This is a genomic window from uncultured Proteiniphilum sp., from assembly GCF_937873925.1.
Taxonomy (GTDB): domain Bacteria; phylum Bacteroidota; class Bacteroidia; order Bacteroidales; family Dysgonomonadaceae; genus Proteiniphilum.
In genome coordinates this window covers 1-24057 of record NZ_CALNAT010000044.1, presented here as the reverse complement: position 1 = coordinate 24057, position 24057 = coordinate 1, and the positions used below count along the sequence as shown (strand labels likewise).

The following is a 24057-nucleotide window of genomic DNA, read 5'->3' as shown; positions in this document are numbered from 1 at the left end:
ACAAATTATTCAACTGATATACGACGAATAGCACGATTTACAGCATCGCCAATGTATATTACACCTTCATTATTTACAGCAATTCCTACCGGTTCATTAAATCGTGCCACCTCATTGGTACCATCCCGGTATCCGGATTCACCGGGTATGCCCGCGACAGTAGACACATAGCCTGTACCCATTACAATTTTACGGATACAATGATTCATCCGGTCCGCAATGTACATGTTATAATCTTTATCAAAGCTAATTTGATTGGGACGATCAAATCTGGCTTCTCTTCTTTCGCCATCATAAAAACCGGCTTCTCCATTCTCAGATCCCGCGAAAACCGTTATTTCATCAGTAACAAAGTCGTATCGGTAAATACAATGTCTTTCATCCACTGAAAAGTATAAGATATTATCATCTGTCGGGTCAAAAGCAATTCCTCTACAGGTTCCGCTTTTCGTACCAAATCCTTGATTAGTATGTCTTCCCGTGATATTTTTCCCTTTTCCTGTTATAGGGTTTAAACTGGCGAAACTTCCTCCATTTATTCTGAAATAAAATTGGCCGTCACTTGGTCGCATGGCACAACTCTGTCTCGCGCTCCAATCTGCCCAACCGCCGGGTGCCATAGATTCGCCTTCCCATTCAGCTCTTCCAGCCATGTTCTTGGCAAAGTCATTTCTTTTATCATAGAACCAATATTCATTATTGCCTATATTAGCCTGAAACCGGAATATCTGGTCATTTTTAATATCATAACTGACAAAATTGGAATTTAACCACGCACCTGCATCGTTATCTATCAGCCTTAGTCGTTCCACTTCTTCGTTTATTACATAAACATGATCCTTATCCCCTCCGACATGAATACAAAAGTATATCTGCCCTTCGGAGTCAATTTGGATAATCCTTTCCATATTATTATTAAATTGGGCTTCAGATAATGGGACAGTACCTACCGGAAAAGAGGTAGATCCTCTATCACCACCTACTACCGTAGTAACATTTGTCTGGATAATGTAGTCAAATTCATCTTTAAATATGCTCTCCTGACCCCCTATACGAACTTTTATCCTGCAATTCTCTCCCGGTAATCGTGGCGCTAAAACAAGAAGTTTATCTCCTTTCGCCGAAATCACAGGTGCTTCCTTTTCATTAAAAAATACTTTTACACTGTCCGTATTGTAGCCAAAGTTTGAGCCATACAATATTATCTGAGTTGATCGGGCTCCAGTTGTGGGTGAAAAATAATCCACCACAATAGGTAAACGGGGGTCATGTCCCACAGTACCTTCATTGTCACTTTCATCATTACACGAAGTAATAGAAAATAACAAGAAGCATAAGGCAATGTAGATGCACATCTGCCTACTTCCTTTCATTTTTTTCATGATGTTTTGTTTTTTGAGTTTTTGTTGTGTTTTTAATACAGTCTAGTTAAAACCTCTATATAAATGGATCACACACAACGACCGAAACGCGAGAATCGGCGCTGCCGTAATACAGGAACCATTTCTTCTGAAAATAGACCAGGCCTTCTATAAATACAGTTCCCGCAGGATATTGCCCACTTTTCTCAAAATCCTCTTCGGGAATCAGGAAAGGTTTGTCGAGTCTTGTGATCAGTTTCGTAGGATCATGGGCATCGAACAGGGCCTGGCCGGCACAATAAGCATTGGTGACATAATTGGGATCCCCTTCCCCTACTTTGTTTTTTCCGTTATATAATAAGATGACCCCCTTTTCGGTCCAGATCGCAGGGGGGCCGCATTCTGTCAGATCACTGTCGAAATAGCCGTTCCGCGGTTCCATCAGTATTTTTAATTCATTCTTTTTGTCCAATATGGGAGTCCAGTTTACCAGGTCATCGGAAGTAGCCCCATAGATCACATATTCCCCCCAATACATGAAATATTTACCGTTTATTTTTTTGATGACTAACTTGTCATCTTTGAGCGTGGTTAAAATACTCGAAGCTTTTGACCATGTATTGAGAAAACGGCCGTCATACTCTTCCGCGAAGATAGGGCCATGTTTTTCCCAATTGATAAGATCCGTAGATGTAGCCACGCACAGCCGTGCCACTTCCCTATCCCAGGAGGTATAAAAAAGAGTGAACAGTCCCTCCTCAGTAACGGCAATACGGGGATCTTCACATCCTCCGGGCCATTCATACTTCGCGTTATTGTCGTTATCAGGGAACAGGACCGGTGCTGCTCTTCTTTCCATTGACAATCCGTCCGTAGATTCGGCCAGCGCTATCCTTGATACGCGTGAACCTATACCCGTAGCCGAATTATCTTCCGCCCGGTATAAAACATATATTTTCCCTTCTTTCACAACCGCCCCCGGATTAAAAGCATCGCTTTCCTCCCAGCGAACTTCACTCCCATTCATGGGGCAGTAAAAAACAGAAGAGGGATCGGGTGAAATAACGGGATTCACCGACACCGGGCGGATAAACTCACCTAAAGGAAAGGAAGGTTCATAATCCTTTTCCGCACTGCCACATGAAATGGATGCGAAAACGACCGCCGTCAGTATGCATATTTTGATCATTATACACCTCATCATTAGATCTTTAAGTTTATCGATATTGAATGTATATAGGTATTTAAATTAGTTTATTTATATTAGTTTACTTTTTACTCCGGTGTATGCAATGCTTGTGATAAGCTAACAGGCAGAGAATAAGTTTGCGTATGCTATGCCATAGCAGGCAACTATTTCGTTAAGTAAAAGCAGAATAATTCATTTACATTGTCGAACGTAGAATTGAAAATCGAGGAGCGAAGGCGACTCAATTAACAATCGAGGAGCGAAGGCGACTCAAATAGTCTAAAGCATTTGAAATAGTACACCATAAAACTTGAAATAGTAGAATAACATCTAACTTTAATGAACTCATGATACTCCATAAACTTATTAAATATGGTCTTGCAAATATAAAGAGGAAAAATATCTATTCTGATATAAAGTAAGCTTAAAAGTAAATGATCTTAAAATGAAAAAACACATAAATAATTGAATTAAATATACTTATAAAATAACCTGCTAGCTATCATAGTAAATCGATTAGAAATAAACAAGCCTGAAATTATGGGTATAAAGGAACAAAAATCACCCCAAAAAAAATCTAAAAACACAAAATTCATCATTTTTTCATCTTTTTTGCTAAAATAAAGATCCCCTATTATTATAAAAAATAAAGTGTTTATAAACTTTATTATTTATATTTGCACCTAAAGCTCATCTGCTTCAAAAAATAGCATTCATAAACTGAAAATAAATACATAATGAAAAAGATTCTTATAATAGTAGTTCTTTTTTGCTGTATGTCAGGATATAGCCACGCTCAAAAACAGTTTTCCGTGTCTTCACCCGATAATAAACTAAAAGTGAATATAACCGTAGACCAGGCGATTAGTTACACCCTAACGCATGAGAACGACCTGTTGATAGACACATCGCCTATTTCCATGACATTGGCATCGGGAGAGGTCTGGGGTGAAAAAGCCAGGGTACAGAACAGCAAAACAAATAAAAAAAGCGGAACTATTTCATCGCCTTTCAGTAAATCAGCAACAATTAAAGAGGAATATAACGAACTCACCATTCATTTCAGAGGTGATTGGGGATTGACATTCAGAATGTATGACGACGGAATGGCCTATCGCTTCGTTAGCCGGAAGAAAATACCATTTCAGGTAAAATCGGAAGAAGTGGCATTCCGTTTTCCTTCGGATTTCAATGCTTTTATTCCTTATGTGCGGGAGGATGCCAAAGATCCTTTCCAGAGTTCTTTCGAAAACACATATACCCATACTCCCGTTTCCGGAATAGATTCTGAGAAACTTATGTTTTTACCGATTCTTGTCGAAGCAAATAATGGTAAAAAGGTGTGTATCACGGAAGTCGACCTGGAGTCGTATCCGGGAATGTATTTAAGGAAAAGCACTGATACCGTAGCCGGGTTGCAGGGCGTTTTCGCCGGTTATCCATCCAAAACGGAACAAGGCGGACATAATAAGTTACAGCAACGCGTGCAGGAACGCGAGGGATATATCGCCAATATAAAAGGTTCAAGAGAGTTTCCCTGGCGTGTAGCCCTTGTTTCTACGGACGATAAACAACTAGCCGTGTCTGATATGACATACAAACTGGCTTCTCCGTCGCGTGTAGACGATACGTCATGGATAAAAACCGGTAAGGTTGCCTGGGATTGGTGGAATACCTGGAATGTTTACGGCGTGGATTTCAAAGCCGGTATAAATAATGAGACGTACAAATATTATATCGATTTTGCGTCGGAACACGGCATCGAATATGTGATCCTCGATGAAGGATGGGCCGTAAACCTCGAAGCGGATCTATTGAAAGTGGTACCGGAGATCGATTTGCAGGAACTCGTCGATTACGCGAAGCAACGCAATGTAGGCATCATCCTCTGGGCGGGTTACTGGGCGTTCGACCGCGATATGGAAAACGTATGCAGGCATTATTCGGAAATGGGCGTCAAGGGATTCAAAGTGGATTTTATGGACAGGGACGACCAACAGATGGTGGATTTTATTTACCGGGCATCGGAAACGGCTGCACGGTATAAGCTGATCCTTGATTTTCATGGGATGTACAAACCCGCCGGACTGCAACGCACCTATCCCAATGTCCTGAATTTCGAAGGAGTATTCGGGTTGGAACAATTGAAGTGGTCGCCTGAGTCGGTCGATATGGTGACCTACGACGTAACGGTTCCTTTTATCCGGATGGCGGCCGGACCTATGGACTACACGCAAGGTGCCATGCGCAATGCCTCGAAAGGAAATTACCGACCTATTAACTCCGAGCCGATGAGCCAGGGAACCCGTTGTCGCCAACTGGCGTTGTACGTTGTGTTTGAATCACCGGTGAATATGCTCTGCGACAGTCCCAGCAATTACATGAAGGAATCGGAATCCCTTGAATTTATTTCACAAATTCCTACCGTTTGGGATGAGTCGGTAGCATTGAACGGGGAAGTGGCAAAATACGTTACCGTCGCACGCCGCAAAGCGAATGACTGGTATATCGGCGGCATTACGAACTGGGAAAGCCGTGATATGGAAATCGACCTCTCTTTCCTTCCGGAAGGATACTATAGGGTAACGCTTTTCCGCGACGGCGCAAATGCCCATCGTAAAGGGATCGATTATGTGTGGGAAACCCGTCGGATCCATTCGGGAGAAACCCTTTCAGTTCATCTGGCACCGGGCGGCGGATTCGCCATAAAACTGGAAAAGGTGGAATAATTGTTCCATCATAAGCATGTAAAAAGACTCCGATAAGAAAACCGGAGAGATATCCCTGTTGTTGATCGTCCGTACAACAAGAAAGGTTATTTTAATCATGTTGGTTTCATACCAAACATGTCAATCCACCAATCGACACTGCGATAAAATCATCTCAAATTGAGTTCGTGTATCCCAATGGAAAGGTATTCCGACATACAAGCATTTAATCAATTGTTCAATGAATACTACTCCCGCTTTGTTCGTTTTGCGGTGGGATATGTAAAAGACAAATCCGTTGCCGAGGATTTTGCCTCAGAAGCATTTACAAGTTATTGGGAGAACAGGAAAGATCTGTCGCCGGACACCAACCCACTGGCCTACATCATGACCATCATTAAAAACAAATGTCTGAACCATCTGCAACACCAGCAGGTACAGCAACGTGTAGCCTCAGCGTTAAGAGATCATTCCGAGTGGATGCTTCGGACAAAGATCAGTACGTTGGAAGCGTGCGATCCCGACTTTTTCTTTTCGGGAGAGATACAGCAAATCATCGACTCCACATTGAATCAATTGCCGAAAAAAACACGACGGATATTTCTGATGAGCCGCGTCGAAGGGCTTTCATATAATGTGATTGCCGTAAAAATGGATCTCAGCCAAAAATCCGTAGAATATCACATCTCGAAAGCCCTCGACCTGCTGCGTGACTCGTTGAAAGATTTTATGTAAAAGACTTATTCACACCCATGGATTGTCTCCGCCCACCCCCATTTGGGCGTTATCCTCATTGATCCGGACAAAATCTTTTTTCTCTATACTGCCACTATGTTTTCTCTTTATGTCCTACGGAATGTAATCAATATCATTCTGTGAAAAATTCCAGGCCCTTGTGCTCAGCGGTTTTTCCCCTTTAATTAAATACCTTTTTCCATACTATCCAGAAAAGATAACCCTATCTACAGAAGAAACATAACCTCTATGTTTTTCCAAATAAAAAATAGAATAAGGATAATAATATGAAACAAAAGTAAATAAGCGCATATAACAAACCCTGTATAATTTAAAAAAATTTATTCATTCTTTTAGGGTAATTGAATGCTGAAATGTTATATAATATATAAGAACATTTTTAAGCAATGAACAGAGATTTACTATACCGTTTTTTTAAAGGTAATACGAGCTTTGAAGAAGAAAAGCAGATCAGGCAATGGATGGGAGCTTCCGAAGCGAACAAAATCACTTTCATGCAGGAACGTAAAATATACGATGCACTATTGCTCACTTCTCCCGATATCTCAAAGCCGAACCGAAAAGAACAAACTATTTCATGGCATGGTATCGGCACGGTAGCCGCTGTTCTGTTACTCCTTATTGTGAGTATATTGTATATGCGCACCCTGATATATGAAAGTAACACGCCTGAAGAATATAATACGCTTGTTGTCCCCGCAGGACAGCGCATCCACCTGATCCTTGCTGACAATACCGACATCTGGCTGAATGCCAATAGTACGTTCCGCTACCCTTCGGAATTCTCTAAAAAAAACCGGACTGTTTATTTAGACGGGGAAGCATTTTTCGATGTAAGTAAAGACGATAAAAAACCTTTCGTGGTAAAAACGGCCCCGGGAGATATTAAGGTAACCGGAACATCATTCAATGTGGAAGCCTATTCAAAACAGGGAGGTTTCGAGGCCAGTCTGTTCGAAGGCAGTGTAGAGATTTACAGGGATGAGGCAAAGTTGGCCTCTTTACGACCGAACGAAATAGGTGTGATGACTGACAATCAGATTACCATCACCCCAATCTCCGATACCGATAAGTATCTCTGGCGCAAAGGACTGATCGCATTCAGCGACAAAAAGCTGGAAGAGATTCTTCTCACATTTGAAAAATATTTTGCCGTAGAAATTCAGATCAATACAGAGCAACTACCCCAACATACTTATACCGGAAAATTCCGGCAGTCCGATGGAGTGGATTATGCTTTAAGAGTCCTGCAAAAAAGCATCCGGTTCTCCTATGAAAGAGACGAGGAGACAGGGATAGTTTACATAAAATAAACACCATCCAAAAAATGAAAAGCCTATGATGAATGAGATAAACGATTGAATTATCACAGAAAGCAAAAAAGACCGGCAGGCGCTGCAACGCTCACCGGTCGGATGTTTTCGTCGACACAACCTGAAATTATTTATGTATCAACTTAAAACAATTACAAATGTATGAAGAAAAACGACTCAACGGGTAACAATTTAACCGAAAAAGTACCCATTAAACATTTTTTATTGATTATGCGAGTAACTATTATCCTATTATTTGCCAGCGTCTTCTGCGCTATGGCCGAAACAGGCTATGCACAAAACGCCAGAGTTACGATCAACAAGCGTAATGGAACCCTTAAAGAGGTGCTAAACGAAATTGAAAGTCAAACCGACTATCTTTTCATCTACAACAATGAGGTAAATACAAATAAGAAAGTATCGGTAAGAACAAAGCATAAAGCAGTGTCTCAGGTACTCAATTCATTGTTGAAAGACAACGATATCCGTTATTCCATGGAAGGGAACCATATTATCCTGTCTGCCGGCAAACCGGAAGATAATCAGGAAGGGATTGCCACAACTATTGCTCAGCAACAGAAAAAACGAGTAACCGGAACAGTGGCCGATGCCTACGGCGTACCTATTATCGGGGCTAATCTTATAGAAAAGGGAACAATAAACGGAACTATAACGGATGTGGACGGAAACTTTTCATTACAGGTGGAAGACAATGCAAGCCTACGTGTTTCCTATATCGGTTACTTATCACAGGAGATCAACACTACAGGCAAAACCAGTTTCTCAATTGTTTTACAGGAGGATACGAAAACTTTGGAAGAAGTGGTGGTAACGGCATTGGGTGTAAAACGCGAGGAAAAATCGTTAGGCTATGCGGTGCAAAATGTTTCCGGTTCTTCTTTACAGACCGTGAAAGGTGTGGATATGACTGCTTCATTAACAGGAAAAGTAGCAGGTCTTACCATCAAGAATTCAACAGAGTTCAATGCACGGGCAGGCATTGAAATGCGTGGAGAAACACCGCTTTTAGTAATCAACGGCGTACCTTACGGAAATATGAGCCTGCGCGATATCCCGGCAGACGAAATTGAAGATATCACGACACTTAAAGGAGCCACCGCTGCGGCATTATACGGTGCACGGGGTTCGGCCGGAGCCATTATGATCACCACTAAACGGGGAAAAGAAAAAGGCCTTTCCGTGGAATTCAACAGCAATACGATGTTCAGGGCCGGATGGGTTGCCATCCCTAAGGCGCAAACATCATACGGACACGGACTCAACGGAGAGATTGCAGACGACTATGTGTGGGGGCCGAAGCTGGATGTTGGAAACACAGCCCTTCAATGGAATCCGGTTACCAAACAAGAGGAAGAAATGCCCCTCGTGTCAAGTGGAAAAAATAATTTCCGCAACTTTCTCGAATCGGGATTAATTACCAACAACAGTGTCAGTGTTACCCAAACAGGTGAAAACGGTTTTTTCAGGACCAACCTCAATTACGTATATAATAAGGGACAATATCCCAACCAAAAGTTAGATATGTTCAATTATACCTTGAGCGGGGAGATGAAATTGGGTGATAAATTTTCAGTAGAAAGCCAAATGGGATATATGCGCTCCACCGCACCCCAAATATGGGGTGGAGGTTACGGTAACCAGGGATATATTTATCAGATACTGATGTGGACAGGTCCTGATTACGATATCCGTCAGTACCGCGATTATTGGATAACTCCCCACGAAAAACAAAATTGGTTGTATTCTGCATGGTATGATAATCCTTACCTGATTGCGCATGAGAAATTAGTGGGTCTGGAAGAGAACAAGTTAAATGCCAGCCTCACCATGAACTATAATATTCTGAAAGATTTAAAACTCATTTTCAGGAATGGTTACGATTTTTACAAGAATGAAGACGAACTCAGAAACCCTGCCGGGGTATACTCCACAAGAGGCCCTTCCGTCAGCGGTGTGTATTGGGATTGGAGTGGTAAAGGCATGTATGGAATGAATCAAAGATGGGGATACAGCCTTAACAGCGATCTCATGCTCTCTTACAATAAAACGGTCGGGAAATTTGATTTTGACCTGCTAGGCGGAGGCAGTATTTATTATTATCAGGACAGGAACCAGGGAGCAAGAACCGTAAACGGATTGGCCGTGCCCGGCTGGTATTCCCTGGCGAATGCCATTCCGTCTACTGCTGTCGGCGTAAATTCCATACAAAATATTTACGGAACATACGCAAAACAGGTAAACAGTGTATATGGGAAATTGTCCGTAACATGGAACAGTGCAGTATATCTCGATGTAACAGGACGCAACGACTGGAGCTCAACACAACCCCTCGAGGAACGCTCTTATTTTTATCCTTCGGTAGCCGGAAGCGTTGTATTATCGGAATTCTTCAATGCACCTTCGTGGCTTGGAATGTGGAAGGCAAGAGGAGCCTGGACGATTGCCAAATCGCCGCTCGGAGTCTATGATAATAACCTTCCTTATAGCATCTCCAACTCCTGGGGATATCTTGCTGCATCTTATCCCTCTAATTTAATGGGCGCTAACTTATTGCCATCGGAAAGCCGTACCTGGGAAATCGGATCCGCCGCCTATTTCTTCGGAAAAAGATTGTATGTCGATTTTGCGTATTTCGATAAATTGTATTACAACCGGCAGATTCAACAGGATATCGCTCCTTCCTCAGGCTTTGGCACTACTTTAATCAATACAGCCGAAACCTATGCCCGTCGTGGTGTGGAAATTACGGTATCAGGCGATATTATCAGCAATAAGGATTTTAATTGGAATTCCATGCTGAACTATTCGTACCAACACCGTTATTATGTAGATATCGATCCCGTATATTCTAAAAAAGATCAATGGACTCAACCCGGAAAACGATTGGATTACTATGCACAAACCGAAAAAGCGCTCAGGGATCCGCAAGGCAATATCATCCATTCCGCCGATGGGAATGTTTGGTTAAGTGAGTATAATCAATTATACGGATACAGGGATCCCAATTTCACTTTCGGATTTATCAATACGCTGACCTATCATGACTGGACTTTGAATATCAGTATCGACGGACGCGTAGGGGGATTGATGGACAACTACATCTATGGGAAAATGTTTGATACCGGATCTGCCCCTGAAACCGATACGCAATACCGTTACGACGAAGTGGTGAACGGAGCGAAATACGTCGGTAAAGGAGTAAAAGTAGTAAGCGGATCGGTTTCTTACGATACCGACGGCAACATCATTGAAGATACCCGCCAATATGCACCCAACGATATTCCGGTAAGTTATCAGGAATATATGCGACTTTGGGGAAACTCATGGGAAGGCCGTATTCACGACCAGACGTTTATAAAACTGAGAGAATTATCGGTTACCTACAATCTCCCGGCAAAACTGATTCACAAAACATTTATAAACAATGCTTCTGTAGCCTTAACCGGACAAAATTTATTTTTGTGGACAAAAGACTTCAAATATTCCGATCCCGATGTCGGTTCGGAAGATATGAATGCTCCTTCTCAGCGTATGATCGGGTTCAATATTAAACTTGGGTTTTAATTCAACTGACAAATTTTGTCAATCATTAAAATAGAAAATTATGAATAAGAGTTTATTCAATATAATAATAGCTTTATTTGCCATCCTTACTGTCGGTTGCGATAATTTCGAGGAGATCAATACCAACCCCGATAAACCTTCGCAGGCAACCGCACCATGGCTTGCCACAACGATGATTAGGGAAATAACATCCACGGCTACTGAATCGACCAAAGGTTTTACCGTTCCGTACCAACATGGAAAATATTTACTCTTCACGGAACGCAAAGAAGGGTCCCAATATAATAATTTGGGAAGAGCCAGTTTTTCAAATCATCTCACAGGTTTAAAAAATGTCGATCCCATGATCGAATATGCAACTGCCTTAAGCCCTGAACTCGCAAATTCATACCGGGCTTTAGGACATTTTATCCGGGCATGGCAGTTTTTTCAACTTTCCATGCGGGTAGGCGACATCCCTTATTCCGAAGCAATTCAAGGTAATAAGGGCGTCATTAAACCCAAATACGACTTGCAAAAAGATGTATTCAAAGGTATATTGGATGAATTGGATCAGGCAGATGATTTATTTTCGAAAGGCGCCGATATATCAGGCGATTTTATCTATGGCGGCAACGTAGATAAATGGCGCAGACTCGTAAACAGTTTTGAGTTATATGTGCTGATAAATTTGTATAAAAAAACTTCCGATAATGATCTGAATGTTGTAAATAAATTCAAAGAAGTTGCCCAACGTCCGTTGATGAGAGATTATAACGACAATTTTGCTATTACTTACAACGGGACCAAGGGTTATTGCTATCCATGGAGTAATACGGCTGCCGATTTGAATCCGTTTACCCAATATACAATGTTGTCGACCACGTATATTAACTTGCTGAAAGAAAATCAGGACAGGCGTCTGTTTTATGTTGCCGAACCGGCCGAATCGTTATTGGCAGAAGGAAAAATAGAATCGAATTTCGATGCATATATCGGTGTAGAACCATCAGATGAGTACAGCAGCACTATCGATAAAAAAAGTAAAAAGGAATACAGCGACCTGAATAAGCGCTATGTGGATTTGGCAACAGCCGAACCCTTAGGCTTGTTTTGTCATTGGGATGTGGAATTTCTTTTAGCCGAAGCAGCAGTGAGAGGATGGCTCGATAACGATGCCCAAACGCATTATTCCAATGGGATCAAGAGTTCCATGCGTTTTTATACTAATTTTGTATCAGCAAATTATACGCATGGAGCAATGATAGATGAAGCTTACATCAATTCATACCCTTCTTCGGTGGCGCTTAACGGCACTGTGGAGAACAGGATAAAGCAAATCATCCATCAAAAGTATATGGCAGGATTTTTCCACAATGGATATTTGGCCTGGTTTGAATTCCGGCGTACGGGATACCCCGAATTTGTGCTGAATCCCAATTCGAATATGAATCCTACCGACAACACCAAATTCCCCACAAGATGGCAATATCCGCAAAATGAAATTAATTACAATACAGATAATCTTAACGAAGCCGTTCAGCGTCAATATAACGGCCGTGACGATTTTAACGGAATTATGTGGATACTAAAAGACTAAAAGAGAATTATGATGAAACTAAAATGGAGCATTATTTTGCTGCTCGGTGTGATCCCTTTCTCGGTAAATGCCCAAAAGCTTTCCTTTAAAAAAGACGGGACATTCAAGATTGTGCAGTTCACCGATACGCACTATAAGCATGGAGATATGAAATCAGACACCACGTTACTGCTCATCTCAAGGGTACTGGACGCTGAAAAGCCTGATATGGTAGTATTTACCGGAGATATCGTAACCGGAAGGCCGGTGCGGGAAGGCTGGGATGCCGTAACGAAATTCGTGATCGACCGCAAGATACCGTTCGCCGTAACGTTGGGTAATCACGACCATGAACAGGGCGTGACGCGGGAAGAGATCGCCGATATCATCACCGACTACCCTTTCAATATCAACAGGTTGTCTGAAGTTAGCCGGGGCAGAGTAATGGATAATGTGATCCCGCTGTATAGCAGCCAAAAGCCCCTGAAAGAGGCAGCCCTAATATACTGTTTCGATACCGGCGCTTATTCCACAATAGAGGGGGTGAACGGTTACGATTGGATGACAACGGATCAGATACAATGGTACAGGGAGCAAAGTTTACATTATACTATCAGGAATAATTTTCAACCGCTACCCGCTTTGGCCTATTTTCATATCGCTTTGCCCGAATACCGGCTGGCATTCAACGATGAGAAGAATGTACGCTATGGGGAAAGAAAGGAAGACGAATGTCCTCCCGAACTCAACTCGGGTATGTTCCTCTCGATGCGGGAGATGGGAGATGTCATGGGCACCTTCGTGGGGCACGACCATGTGAATGATTATATAGTAAATTATCACGGAATTGCCCTGGCTTACGGTCATTTCAGCGGATGGAAAACCACTTACACCCCTGAAATCAACGGTGTCCGCGTAGTGGTGCTCAAGGAGGGGAAACGGGAATTCGACACCTGGCTCCACCTACTGGACGGAACCATTCGGGATAAGGTTTCCTATCCGGCAGAATTTACCAATCCGGGAAAATAGTTTTTTCATAAAAGAGATACTTATTCGGTGGCAGAATTTATTTTCTGTCACCGAATTTATTGAAGCAAAGTCCTTTTTTGTATCGTACACCATATTTCATTTGAAATAATCTATATATATCATTTGTAATGACGTATATAGGATATTGGGAATGATGTATCTGCTTTGTCTGAAATTTATTTAACAAATACTGGGAATATTGTTCAGTTAAAGTTATATCTGTAACAATTTCAGGTCGAATAAAATGAGTATTGTTACACTTTCTATCCTGGTTCTGCTGAGCATCGTACTTATCGTGATACTCACTTCCGTCACGAAACTAAACGCGTTTGCTTCGCTGTTTATCGTGGCGCTATTGTTAGCCATGATTGCCCTTCCCGATAAAGATGTGGTTCAAATTCTTAAAGAGGGGTTTGGGAGTACTATGGCATCCATCGGGTTTCTGATTATTTTCGGGGCGATTATTGCTGTGGTGCTGGAAAAAACAGGCGGTGCCATAAGCATCGCTAATTATATTCTGTCGAAGACAGGACACGGTAAAGCCGCGTCAGCAATGGGCATTACGGGATTTGTTGTAGGATTGCCCATTTTTTGCGATTCCGGATATATTATCATGAGTGGATTGGCAAAATCATTCAGCACGAAGGCTAAAATTGTATTGCCCTTTATCGCGTTTGTTTTGGCTACTTCGCTATATTCGGTGCACTGCCTCACTCCCACGCACCCGGGAGCATTGGCCGCTTCGGGAATTCTAAACGCGAATATCGGCATGCTGATATTGCTGGGAACACTTTTTGCCATTCCCGCTGCCGTAGCCGCATTTTTTTGGATTAAATGGCAAACAAGGAAAGATACCTACAAAGAAACAGAACCCTCCAAAGGTGAAATTGGGAACGAAGAACAATTACCGCCGGTTAGTCTTTCGTTATTACCTATCGCCACACCGCTTGTTCTTATAGCAATTGGCTCTTTACTCGCGATAATGAAAGTGCCCGAAGGTAATTTTGTATTGAAAGGATTGGCATTTATAGGACAACCTATTATTGCCCTGCTGATTGGCACATTTTTATCGCTGTTTTTATTGAAAAACAGGGCGGTGAAAAGTATCAATTCAATCCTTGAATCCGCCATAGAAAAAGCAGGCCCGATCCTTATCGTAACCGGTGCGGGCGGAATGTTTGGCCTGGTGATTAAAGAGACCGGCGTGGGCGCTTATGCCGGAGAGTTTTTTCTGCAAACAGGATTAGGTCTTGCTGTTCCCTTTCTGATTGCTTCTATACTGAAAACCGCGCAGGGTTCATCAACAGTCGCGATCATTACTGCGGCATCGTTCGTTGCACCCATGTTATCTGCACTGGAATTGGATTCCGAAACCGGAAAACTCCTGGCAATGATTTCGATAGGTGCCGGCTCAATGATGGTGTCTCACGCTAATGATTCTTATTTTTGGGTGATTTCCCGATTTTCCGGAATCAATTCTAATACCACCTTAAAAATCTATTCTACCACTACTATCGTGATGGGAACCGTTACATTCCTGTGTGTATGGTTGACTTCATTTTTTATATTGTGATAAAATAAAATGAGAAAGAAAGCCGAAGAAATATTTCTCGCCGGAGTTGAAAGTGTTTTACCTGAAAAGTTGATTCAAACACGAATAAAACGGAGTGGTGATGTACTGCAAATTGCCGGTAAGTCGTACCTGTTATCCGGATTCAGGCATATTTACGTTTTGGCAGCCGGAAAAGCAGCCGCTTTAATGGCGAAAGAAACCGAACGAATTTTAGGCGACAAAATAACAGGGGGGCACGTTGTTACCAAATACGGGCACGAAACAAATTTAAAATACCTGAAACTCACCGAAGCAGGACATCCGATACCGGACGCCGAAGGCGTGAAAGGGACACGAAAAATGCTGGACATTGCCCGGCAATCCGGTGAAGATGACCTGGTTGTCTGCCTGATATCGGGCGGTGCATCAGCATTGATGGCGGATTTCCCTGAAGGAACCACGCTCGATGACCTGAGATATGCGAATGAACTGCTGGTAAAATGCGGTGCCGATATTACCGAAATAAATGCCGTGCGCAAGCATCTTTCGAACGTGAAAGGCGGACAACTTGCCAAAATGCTTTATCCGGCAACAACAGTTTGCCTGATTTTATCGGATGTTACCGGTGGCCGCCTCGATGTCATTGCTTCCGGCCCTACTCTTGGAGACGCTAGTACATTTGCCGACGCATGGGCGGTCATCAAAAAGTATTCGCTGGAAAATTCTTTCCCGTCTCCCATGCTGAACCATTTGAAAAAAGGATTGACCGGTTTAATTCCCGAAACACCCAAGCCGGACGATGCTATTTTCAGGAACGTCCAAAATTACATAATCGGGAATAACTTACTGGCACTTGAAGGTGCGTCGCGTAAAGCACAGGAACTTGGTTTTAAAACCCATATCGTTACCGACAAGCTAAAGGGAGATTATACGAATGTAGCCGATTTTATTTTGAAGACAATCGAAAATTATCAACAAGCTACCGGTAAAAAGCCCGTTTGCCTGCTTTTTGGGGGTGAACCGACTGTAAAAGTTTCGGGAAATGGATCAGGCGGACGCAATCAGCACCTGGCCTTGTATTTATCTACTAAAATTGATCACGAAAAACACATCACCATCTTATGTGCAGGAACAGACGGTACAGATGGACCGACCGATGCCGCAGGAGCCGTTGTTGATAATGAAACGATAGCTACTGCGGTAAAGAAAAATATCGACCCCCGAATTTTTCTCCAAAATTCCGATTCTTACCGTTTTTTTCAACAAACCGGTGGTCATATTATCACCGGAAACACACGGACGAATGTAATGGATATGGTAGTAGTCGTGATGGAAGCTTCACCGCTTCCACAATTTTTCCATCTCTTCAAGCGATTTACCTTTGGTTTCAGGCACCATCTTCCATACGAATAATGCTGAAATGACAGCCATAAGTCCGTAGAAGCCGTAGGTCAACCCACTACTGAATTCCATCATGGCAGGATAAGTAGAGGATATCAGATAATTGGCGAGCCATTGGAAAGCAACGGCTACCGCTACAGCCTGTCCACGAATTTTGTTCGGGAAGATTTCCGATATCAGCACCCAGCAGATCGGTCCCCACGACATCATGAAAGAGGCGGTGTAAACAATAATAAATATGAGTGTACCCATACCTATAACGTTGTTAAATGCTAATGCCGATATGGCAAACATGCCTGTTGCCATCCCTATCGATCCGGTAATAAGAAGAGGTTTCCTACCCCATTTGTCAACCGAAAGGATGGCCACAACCGTAAACACCACGTTCACAAACCCCATGACAATGGTCTGTAACATAGATGCATCTTTGGCGGCCCCCATACTTTCAAAAATACGCGGAGCGTAATAAAGAGCCACATTGATCCCTACAAATTGCTGAAAAACCGATAACAGGATGCCGATAATTATCACTATTTTCCCGTAAGAGAACAGCTTTGCCCGCTCGGTTACCTGTCCTACAGACTGCTTTATTTCAGAAAAAATGGTTTGTGTTTTCAGTTTATCCGTATAAATTTTGTTCAGCACCGACATAGCCTGCTCGTTTCGGTTTGATAGCACCAAAAATCTCGGCGTCTCAGGAACCAAGAACAATAAAATTCCAAATAATGCGGCAGGAATAGCTTCCGATGCAAACATATACCTCCATCCTATATCATTTATCCATTCTATACTGTGGCCATAAGCAATCGCCCAATTCACGAAGTAAACCACCAACATTCCCAGAATAATGGCAAACTGGTTGAATGAAACCAGTCTGCCCCGAATATCAGCAGGCGCTATCTCGCTGATATACATGGGAGATACTGCTGAAGCAAGGCCAACTCCAATACCGCCGATGACACGATAAAAATTAAACATCAGCAGTAATCCTATCGATGGTTCTCCCCGGGTAAAGAATAAGGCTTCCGGATAACCCGATCCCAGGGCAGAGAGAAAGAACAGTACCGAAGCGAACAACAATGTTTTCTTGCGTCCCAGACGGTTCGAGAACAATCCCGACAGAATTCCTCCTATTATACACCCGATCAATGCGCTCGATACCGTCGCCCCGTGTATCAGGGAATTCAATCCCAACGGCCTGATAAGATAGGCTTCGATAGATTTTTCCGCTCCCGAGATAACCGCCGTGTCATATCCGAAGAGTAATCCTCCCAGGGTAGCCACCAACGTGATACCGAACAAATAAGGTTTATTATACTGTTTTGTCATATGCCGAAAAATAATTCATATCTTAGAGATACATATTCACTATTGCTTCGTATAACTCCTGTTTGCCGCTGATCTGCTCAGGCTCTCTATCCAGGCCCAGCGCATATTCTCGCAGGTCTTCCAGGGAGAGTTGTCCCTTCTCGAATTCTTTCCCCTTACCGCTGTCGAAAGAAGCGTATCTCTCTTTCCGCATTTTGGTATAGGGCGATTCCTCAAGGATTGCCGCTGCCGCTTCCAATGCGCGTGCGAAAGCGTCCATACCGGCAATATGCGCGATGAAGATATCTTCCAGGTCGGTGGAGTTCCGGCGGGTCTTGGCGTCGAAGTTTGTTCCGCCTCCCTGTAACCCTCCGCTTTGCAGGATGACCAGCATGGCTTGTGTCAGCTCGTACACGTCAATCGGGAACTGGTCGGTATCCCATCCGTTCTGGTAATCGCCCCGGTTGGCATCGATAGATCCCAGCAAACCGGCATCTGCGGCGCACTGCAGGTCGTGTTCAAATGTATGGCCCGCCAACGTAGCGTGATTCACTTCAATATTCAGTTTAAAGTCACCATCCAGATCATGCGCACGCAAGAAACCGATAACGGTTTCAGCATCATAATCATATTGGTGCTTGGTCGGTTCCATCGGCTTCGGTTCGATAAAGAAAGTGCCTTTGAATCCTTTTGCCCTGGCATAGTCGCGCGCTTTGGCCAGCATCACGGCCAGATGCTCTTTTTCACGTTTCATATCGGTGTTCAGCAGGCTCATATATCCTTCGCGTCCACCCCAGAATACGTAGTTCTCACCTCCCAGTTCAATGGTGGCATCCAGGGCATTCTTGATTTGCGTAGCGGCATAAGCCACACTGTCGAAGTTGGGGTTGGTAGCCGCGCCGTTCATGTAACGCTTGTGACCGAAGACATTGGCCGTACCCCAAAGCAGTTTGATGCCGGTTTCCGCCATTTTCTGCCTGACATACGCCACGATGGCCTTCAGATTGGCCTCATACTCTTCCAGCGAATTTCCTTCATCCACCAGGTCTACATCATGGAAACAGAAATATTTGATACCTACTTTCTGCATGAATTCGAAGCCGGCATCTACTTTCTTTTTGGCTCTTTCAACCGCATCGCTGCCGTTGTTCCACTCGAAATCTTTGGTCTCCCCTCCAAACGGGTCCCTCGCTTCGGCACAAAGGGTATGCCAGTAGGCCATTGAAAATTTGAACCAATCCTTCATTTTACGTCCGTAAACCACTTTCTCGGCATTATAATGCCGGAAAGCCAACGGATTACGGCTTTCTTTTCCCTCAAATTGGATTTTCCCTATACCCGGAAAAAACTCCCTTGTTGCTTTTTCAGTTTCCATAATTTATTTATTAAAATATTGACAGATGATTATTTATATTAAAGGCATGATTTCCAGCGTTGATATGCTTCCAGATATTGTGCTTTGTTTTTATTGTCCGGTTCCACGGTCATGATCTTCTTCAAAGAGGAGAACGCCTCTGTATGGGAAGCATATATTCCCGCACCGATACCCGCCGCTTTCGCCGCGCCGGCAGCTCCGTCGGTATCGAACAGTTCGATGACCGCGCCGCTTATTGAAGCAAGCGTTTCCCTGAATAACGGACTGAGGAACATATTGGCATTTCCCGCACGGATGATCCGGATATCCATCCCGATCTCCTGCATGATCTCCATCCCGTACTGAAAAGCGAAGACAATCCCTTCCTGGGCTCCACGTAACAGATCGGAGAGGGAATGAATATTGAAATTGATACCATGGAACGAGCAGTCCGTATTCCGGTTTTCCAGTACGCGTTCCGCACCGTTCCCGAAGGGGATCACTGAGATACCCCTTGCACCGATGGGCGATTGTGCCGCAAGTGCGTTCATCTCGTTGTACCCCCTCTTCTCCGGTATCATATTTTTCTTTATCCATGAATTCAGGATACCTGTGCCGTTGATGCAAAGCAAAACACCCAATCTCGTCAATTCCGGTGTATGATTGACATGTGCAAAGATATTCACCCTCGAAAGGGGGTCATATTTCACTTCATCCAACACCCCGTAAACCACACCCGATGTACCGGCGGTAGAAGCGATCTCTCCGGGGTTGAATACATTCAGGGAAGCCGCATTGTTGGGTTGATCCCCTGCCCGGTAACTGACGGGTGTCCCGGGATACAGCCCCAGTTCCCTGGCAGCGGAATCCGACACCCGGCCCTGTATGCCGAATACGGGCGTTACGGCGGGAATCAGCTCTTTTTCGAACCCGAAATAATCCAGAATATCCTGCGAGATTCTATTCCCTTTAAAATCCCAGAATATGCCTTCGGACAATCCTTCCACGGTAACTGATATCTCGTCCGTCAATTTCATGGCAATATAATCGCCCGGGAGCATGATCTTGTAGATACGTTTATACTTTTCCGGTTCGTTCTCCTTTACCCATGCCAGTTTTGAGGCGGTAAAATTACCGGGTGAATTCAGCAGACGGGATAACACCTTCTCTTCACCTATCGCATGGAAAGCTTTCTCACCAAAAGGTACCGCCCGGCTGTCGCACCAGATGATGGACGGGCGCAACACTTCCCTGTTTTTGTCCACCATTACCAGCCCATGCATCTGCCAGGAGATACCGATGGCTTTGATATCCTGTGGATCTGCTTTCGATTGTGCGAGTACCGCGGCATTGGCCAGTTTCAGGTTAGTCCACCACATCCCGGGATCCTGTTCGGCCCATCCCGCCTGTTCGGCGTACATCGGCATTTCCATCTTGGGATAAAAATCAGATGCCACGGTTTTTCCGGTCTCAATTTCCACCAAAGCAGCTTTTACCGAAGAACTGCCTATGTCATATCCTAATACATACATAATTCATTATTTTCTGATCATTTTTGTTTTTTATAGTAAGTATATGGAACTTTTCAGAACCAAGACTATTAGAATCAAGATCCGGTTTATTTCCTTCACGTACTTTTTACAATAATAAAATATTTTCCACATTTATTTTCAGTATATTAAACTCAACATAACAAGACATCATATCATACAAAACATCTCATCTTATTGTATAAAATACATATATCATATATTTTATAATTTGCAAATTTATTCATATTTTTCAAATAATGATTAAAATGAGAGAAAAAATAACTTATCGAAATAGTTTCTATATTTGTAATTCTTTTTCCCGCATAAAGAGAATATATTTTGAAAACAAGAATCTTATGGCAAACAGTAAAGCGTCACAGGAGACACACCATACATTAGCATACAACCCACACGTCTCTATCGACTGTGTGGTGTTCGGTTTCGACGGAGAAAAATTAAAAATACTATTGATCGAGCGTACAATCAGTGAAGTGAACGGAAACTACAGTGATAAAAAACTACCCGGAAGTATTATATACCAGGACGAAGATCTTGATACTGCCGCAACACGGGTTTTAAATGAACTGACGGGTCTGAAAAATATTTTCCTGCATCAGTTCCACAGTTTCGGAGATCCCAAAAGGACCAGCAATCCCAGGGATAAAAACTGGCTGGAGAAAACTACCAATATGAAAATCGGACGTATTGTAACGGTCGGTTATCTGGCGTTCATTAAGATCAGCCGGAAGATTATTTTCGAATCCGAAAACACTACCGCCCGTTGGTACGATGTAGGATCCCTTGCCAATATGAAGCTTGCTTTTGACCATAATCAGATCGCAGAAGAAGCATTGAAACATATACGTCATCAAGTGATGCTTCAGCCTTACATGCTTTTTGAGTTACTACCCCGGAAGTTTACGATGACGCAACTTCGTAGTTTATACGATCTTGTACTTGAAACAAAATCCGATGTCCGCAATTTTCAAAAGAAAATGTTACTGATCGATGGGCTGGAACAACTGGATGAAGTGCAAAAGAATGTGCCTTACAGAGCTCCCAGATTGTATCGGTTTAATAAGAAAAAAGCAAAAACAGATAAATTTAAACCCGGGTTCTGAAACAGATTGACTTTAGACTGAAATCCAAAACAAACCGGCGGCAACAATTATTTTCACAAAAGCTTCGGGAGTTTACATCCTTTACTCCCGCGGTTTTTACTTTTTTGGAAACCTTTTTTACGCAAATAAAGATCATGTTTATTAAATATTTAATACCTTTACAAAATATAATCATCTACTATCTGATATGAACAAACGGGAATTTATCAAATCGGCTGCCGTTATTGCAGGTGCAACAGCAGTCAAACCTTTATCTTCAGCTGTTATCCCTTCAGCGTCGCTGTCTGTTTCACAAGACAAATCCCGACAGGAAGTAAGGGAAGTAACCTTAAAAAAGAGTTTAGGGTTGGGAATGATCAATGAAGAGTTGTCTTTGACCGACAAATTCAAACTTATCAGGGATCTGGGTTTTCACGGAGTAGAACTCAACAGCCCGGTAGACTACCCCATAGCGGAAATCCTCAATGCAAAGGAAAAATCGGGGATCGAACTCCCCTCGGTTGTCAATAAAGATCACTGGAGTTCACCGCTTTCCGCTCCCGATCCGGAAGTAAGAAAGAAGTGTATTGAATCGGTGGCCGCTTCGCTCCGTGAAGTGAAGGAACTGGGTGGGGATACGGTGCTGGTGGTGCCGGGAGTTGTCAACGAAAAGGTGCCGTATGAACAGGCTTATATCAATTCCCAAAATGCCATACGCGAACTGATACCTTACGCTGAGGAAACCGGGATGCAGATCGCCCTGGAAAATGTATGGAACAACTTTCTGATCAGTCCCGTGGAAGCCAAAAGGTATGTCGATGAGATCAACCATCCGCTGGTGGGCTGGTATTTCGATATCGGCAACGTGTTACGTTACGGCTGGCCGGAACATTGGATCAAAACACTGAATCGACGGATTATGAAACTCCATATCAAGGAATTCAGCCGTGAACTGATGAATTCGAAAGGGCTATGGGAAGGCTTCAAAGTCGATCTGCTGAAAGGGGACAACAACTGGCCGGTAGTCATGCAGGCGGTCCGGGAAATCAACCATACCGGCGGATGGCTTACAGCAGAGGTTCCGGGCGGAGACAGGAATCATTTAAAGAAGATCTCCGTGCAAATGGATGAAATTATTTCCTACTTATAAAATAATACTCGTTTTACATCGACAAAACCGATAAATACAGGTTATAAGTGCAGATCTGCGTCATCCGCATTTCTCTATAAACTCATCAATCTAAAATATAATCCAATGCAATTAAACGATCCCTTATTATCACGAAGGAACTTTCTGAAAAACTCGGCCACAATAGGCACGGTAGGTATAATGGGAGGAATTCCCCTGTTAAGTTCCTGCTCATCGCAGCAAAAAGGAAAAGGAGAAGAATTACAACTACCCGCATTACTTGATCAGGCACCCGACGGAAAAGTGCTCAAAGCAGGCCTGATCGGATGCGGAGGCCGGGGTACGGGAGCCGCGGTCGATTTTCTGAATGCCGGCCCTAATTTGCAGATAGTAGCGCTGGGTGATGTTTTTCAGGATAAAATGGATGCATGCAGGGATATCCTGAAAAAACAAAAGAACGTAGATATACCCGACGAGAACTGTTTTATCGGGTTCGACAGCTACGAAAAGGTGATCGATTCGGGGGTAGACGTCGTACTGCTGTGTACTCCCCCGCATTTCAGGCCTGCGCATGTAGAAGCCGCAGTAAATGCAAAAAAGCATATCTTTATGGAGAAACCCATTGCCGTGGATCCGGCAGGTGTGCGCAAAGTACTGGCTTCAATGAAGAGAGCGGAATCCATGAAACTGAATGTTATCAGCGGAACCATCCGCCGTTCGCAAAAAGATTATATGGAAACGCGACGCAGAGTGCTGAACGGGGAAATTGGAGACATTACGGGTGCGCATATTATCCGGAATGGCGGCGCTTTATGGTTTCGCAGCAGAAGGCCGGAATGGTCGGACATGGAATATATGCTGAGAAATTGGGTGAACTTCTGTTGGTTATCCGGGGATCATATTGCAGAGCAATTTATTCATGAGATAGATGTGATGAACTGGTATCTCGGCGAATATCCCCTACAAGCCAGCGGATGGGGTGGACGCCAGAGAAGGGTGACCGGCGATCAATATGATTTTTTCAGTATTGAATACCTGTATGAAAACGGGATGAGAACCCACTGCGCAGCAAGGCAAATCGACGGCTGTTCCAACGGAAAAGTCGAGAAGATCAATTGTACGCAGGGCTATGCCGACGCAGCGGGAAAATTATACGACCTAAAGGGTAATATGATCTGGGAG

Annotated in this window: 16 protein-coding genes; 11 read left to right on the top strand and 5 right to left on the bottom strand. The window is 43.4% G+C overall.

The genetic code is table 11. From position 1 onward, the window contains the following. Positions 1–5: 5 nt before the first annotated feature. Positions 6–1382, bottom strand: a complete 1377-nt coding sequence (locus Q0502_RS03105; protein WP_298647010.1) for an IPT/TIG domain-containing protein — start codon at positions 1380–1382, stop codon at positions 6–8. Positions 1383–1437: 55 nt separating this feature from the next. Continuing rightward, the gene (locus Q0502_RS03100) at positions 1438–2550 is read right to left on the bottom strand and encodes a glycoside hydrolase family 130 protein (protein ID WP_366521743.1); all 1113 of its coding nucleotides are present in this window, start codon (positions 2548–2550) and stop codon (positions 1438–1440) included. A 737-nt stretch (positions 2551–3287) separates the two neighbouring features. Here Q0502_RS03100 and Q0502_RS03095 point away from each other — a divergent pair. From Q0502_RS03095 to Q0502_RS03060, 8 genes are all read left to right on the top strand, one after another. Beyond that, complete coding sequence (locus tag Q0502_RS03095) at positions 3288–5279, top strand: glycoside hydrolase family 97 protein (RefSeq protein ID WP_298647007.1); 1992 nt, start codon at positions 3288–3290, stop codon at positions 5277–5279. 177 nt (positions 5280–5456) lie between these two features. Continuing rightward, positions 5457–5993 carry an RNA polymerase sigma-70 factor gene (locus tag Q0502_RS03090; protein WP_298647004.1) on the top strand — a complete coding sequence of 179 codons (537 nt, stop codon included), beginning with the start codon at positions 5457–5459 and terminating at the stop codon, positions 5991–5993. A gap of 407 nt (positions 5994–6400) precedes the next feature. Continuing rightward, entirely contained in the window at positions 6401–7327 is a 927-nt protein-coding gene (locus Q0502_RS03085; protein WP_298647002.1) for a FecR family protein, read from the top strand. Between the two features lie 162 nt (positions 7328–7489). Beyond that, positions 7490–10912 (top strand): SusC/RagA family TonB-linked outer membrane protein, encoded by a 3423-nt coding sequence (locus Q0502_RS03080; RefSeq protein WP_298646999.1) that lies wholly within the window; start codon positions 7490–7492, stop codon positions 10910–10912. Positions 10913–10952: 40 nt separating this feature from the next. Then, on the top strand, positions 10953–12491 hold the full coding sequence (locus Q0502_RS03075; protein ID WP_298646997.1) for a SusD/RagB family nutrient-binding outer membrane lipoprotein: 1539 nt from the start codon (positions 10953–10955) through the stop codon (positions 12489–12491). A gap of 9 nt (positions 12492–12500) precedes the next feature. Next, positions 12501–13499 (top strand): metallophosphoesterase family protein, encoded by a 999-nt coding sequence (locus Q0502_RS03070; RefSeq protein ID WP_298646995.1) that lies wholly within the window; start codon positions 12501–12503, stop codon positions 13497–13499. A 244-nt stretch (positions 13500–13743) separates the two neighbouring features. Further along, positions 13744–15072, top strand: a complete 1329-nt coding sequence (locus Q0502_RS03065; RefSeq protein WP_298646993.1) for a GntP family permease — start codon at positions 13744–13746, stop codon at positions 15070–15072. Between the two features lie 9 nt (positions 15073–15081). Further along, on the top strand, positions 15082–16464 hold the full coding sequence (locus tag Q0502_RS03060) for a glycerate kinase (protein WP_298646990.1): 1383 nt from the start codon (positions 15082–15084) through the stop codon (positions 16462–16464). On the opposite strand, the gene xylE is transcribed toward Q0502_RS03060, so the two are convergent. From xylE to Q0502_RS03045, 3 genes are read right to left on the bottom strand one after another with little or no spacing between them, the layout of a single operon-like run. Then, positions 16390–17781: a D-xylose transporter XylE gene (xylE, locus tag Q0502_RS03055; protein ID WP_298646988.1), complete on the bottom strand. Its 1392-nt coding sequence runs from the start codon at positions 17779–17781 to the stop codon at positions 16390–16392. The two genes, Q0502_RS03060 and xylE, sit on opposite strands and share 75 nt — an antisense overlap. Positions 17782–17803: 22 nt before the next feature. Beyond that, positions 17804–19135: a xylose isomerase gene (gene xylA, locus Q0502_RS03050; RefSeq protein WP_298646985.1), complete on the bottom strand. Its 1332-nt coding sequence runs from the start codon at positions 19133–19135 to the stop codon at positions 17804–17806. A 38-nt stretch (positions 19136–19173) separates the two neighbouring features. After that, positions 19174–20646: an FGGY family carbohydrate kinase gene (locus tag Q0502_RS03045; RefSeq protein WP_298646983.1), complete on the bottom strand. Its 1473-nt coding sequence runs from the start codon at positions 20644–20646 to the stop codon at positions 19174–19176. Positions 20647–21002: 356 nt separating this feature from the next. On the opposite strand from Q0502_RS03045, the gene Q0502_RS03040 reads away from it, so the two are divergent. The 3 genes from Q0502_RS03040 to Q0502_RS03030 form a co-directional block, all read left to right on the top strand. After that, positions 21003–21767 carry an NUDIX domain-containing protein gene (locus Q0502_RS03040; protein WP_298646980.1) on the top strand — a complete coding sequence of 255 codons (765 nt, stop codon included), beginning with the start codon at positions 21003–21005 and terminating at the stop codon, positions 21765–21767. A gap of 187 nt (positions 21768–21954) precedes the next feature. Continuing rightward, positions 21955–22896 carry a sugar phosphate isomerase/epimerase family protein gene (locus Q0502_RS03035; RefSeq protein ID WP_298646978.1) on the top strand — a complete coding sequence of 314 codons (942 nt, stop codon included), beginning with the start codon at positions 21955–21957 and terminating at the stop codon, positions 22894–22896. 105 nt (positions 22897–23001) lie between these two features. Continuing rightward, a partial coding sequence (locus Q0502_RS03030; protein ID WP_298646976.1) for a Gfo/Idh/MocA family oxidoreductase occupies positions 23002–24057 on the top strand: 1056 nt, incomplete at its 3' end.

Excerpts from the sequence above, each read along its gene's own strand:
- Q0502_RS03035 (WP_298646978.1), top strand. The coding sequence starts at position 21,955 with ATGAACAAACGGGAATTTATCAAATCGGCTGCCGTTATTGCAGGTGCA.
- Q0502_RS03065 (WP_298646993.1), top strand. The coding sequence starts at position 13,744 with ATGAGTATTGTTACACTTTCTATCCTGGTTCTGCTGAGCATCGTACTT.
- Q0502_RS03085 (WP_298647002.1), top strand. The coding sequence starts at position 6,401 with ATGAACAGAGATTTACTATACCGTTTTTTTAAAGGTAATACGAGCTTT.
- xylE (WP_298646988.1), bottom strand. The coding sequence starts at position 17,781 with ATGACAAAACAGTATAATAAACCTTATTTGTTCGGTATCACGTTGGTG.
- Q0502_RS03105 (WP_298647010.1), bottom strand. The coding sequence starts at position 1,382 with ATGAAAAAAATGAAAGGAAGTAGGCAGATGTGCATCTACATTGCCTTA.
- Q0502_RS03060 (WP_298646990.1), top strand. The coding sequence starts at position 15,082 with ATGAGAAAGAAAGCCGAAGAAATATTTCTCGCCGGAGTTGAAAGTGTT.
- Q0502_RS03095 (WP_298647007.1), top strand. The coding sequence starts at position 3,288 with ATGAAAAAGATTCTTATAATAGTAGTTCTTTTTTGCTGTATGTCAGGA.
- Q0502_RS03090 (WP_298647004.1), top strand. The coding sequence starts at position 5,457 with ATGGAAAGGTATTCCGACATACAAGCATTTAATCAATTGTTCAATGAA.
- xylA (WP_298646985.1), bottom strand. The coding sequence starts at position 19,135 with ATGGAAACTGAAAAAGCAACAAGGGAGTTTTTTCCGGGTATAGGGAAA.
- Q0502_RS03045 (WP_298646983.1), bottom strand. The coding sequence starts at position 20,646 with ATGTATGTATTAGGATATGACATAGGCAGTTCTTCGGTAAAAGCTGCT.
- Q0502_RS03100 (WP_366521743.1), bottom strand. The coding sequence starts at position 2,550 with ATGATCAAAATATGCATACTGACGGCGGTCGTTTTCGCATCCATTTCA.
- Q0502_RS03075 (WP_298646997.1), top strand. The coding sequence starts at position 10,953 with ATGAATAAGAGTTTATTCAATATAATAATAGCTTTATTTGCCATCCTT.
- Q0502_RS03040 (WP_298646980.1), top strand. The coding sequence starts at position 21,003 with ATGGCAAACAGTAAAGCGTCACAGGAGACACACCATACATTAGCATAC.
- Q0502_RS03080 (WP_298646999.1), top strand. The coding sequence starts at position 7,490 with ATGAAGAAAAACGACTCAACGGGTAACAATTTAACCGAAAAAGTACCC.
- Q0502_RS03070 (WP_298646995.1), top strand. The coding sequence starts at position 12,501 with ATGATGAAACTAAAATGGAGCATTATTTTGCTGCTCGGTGTGATCCCT.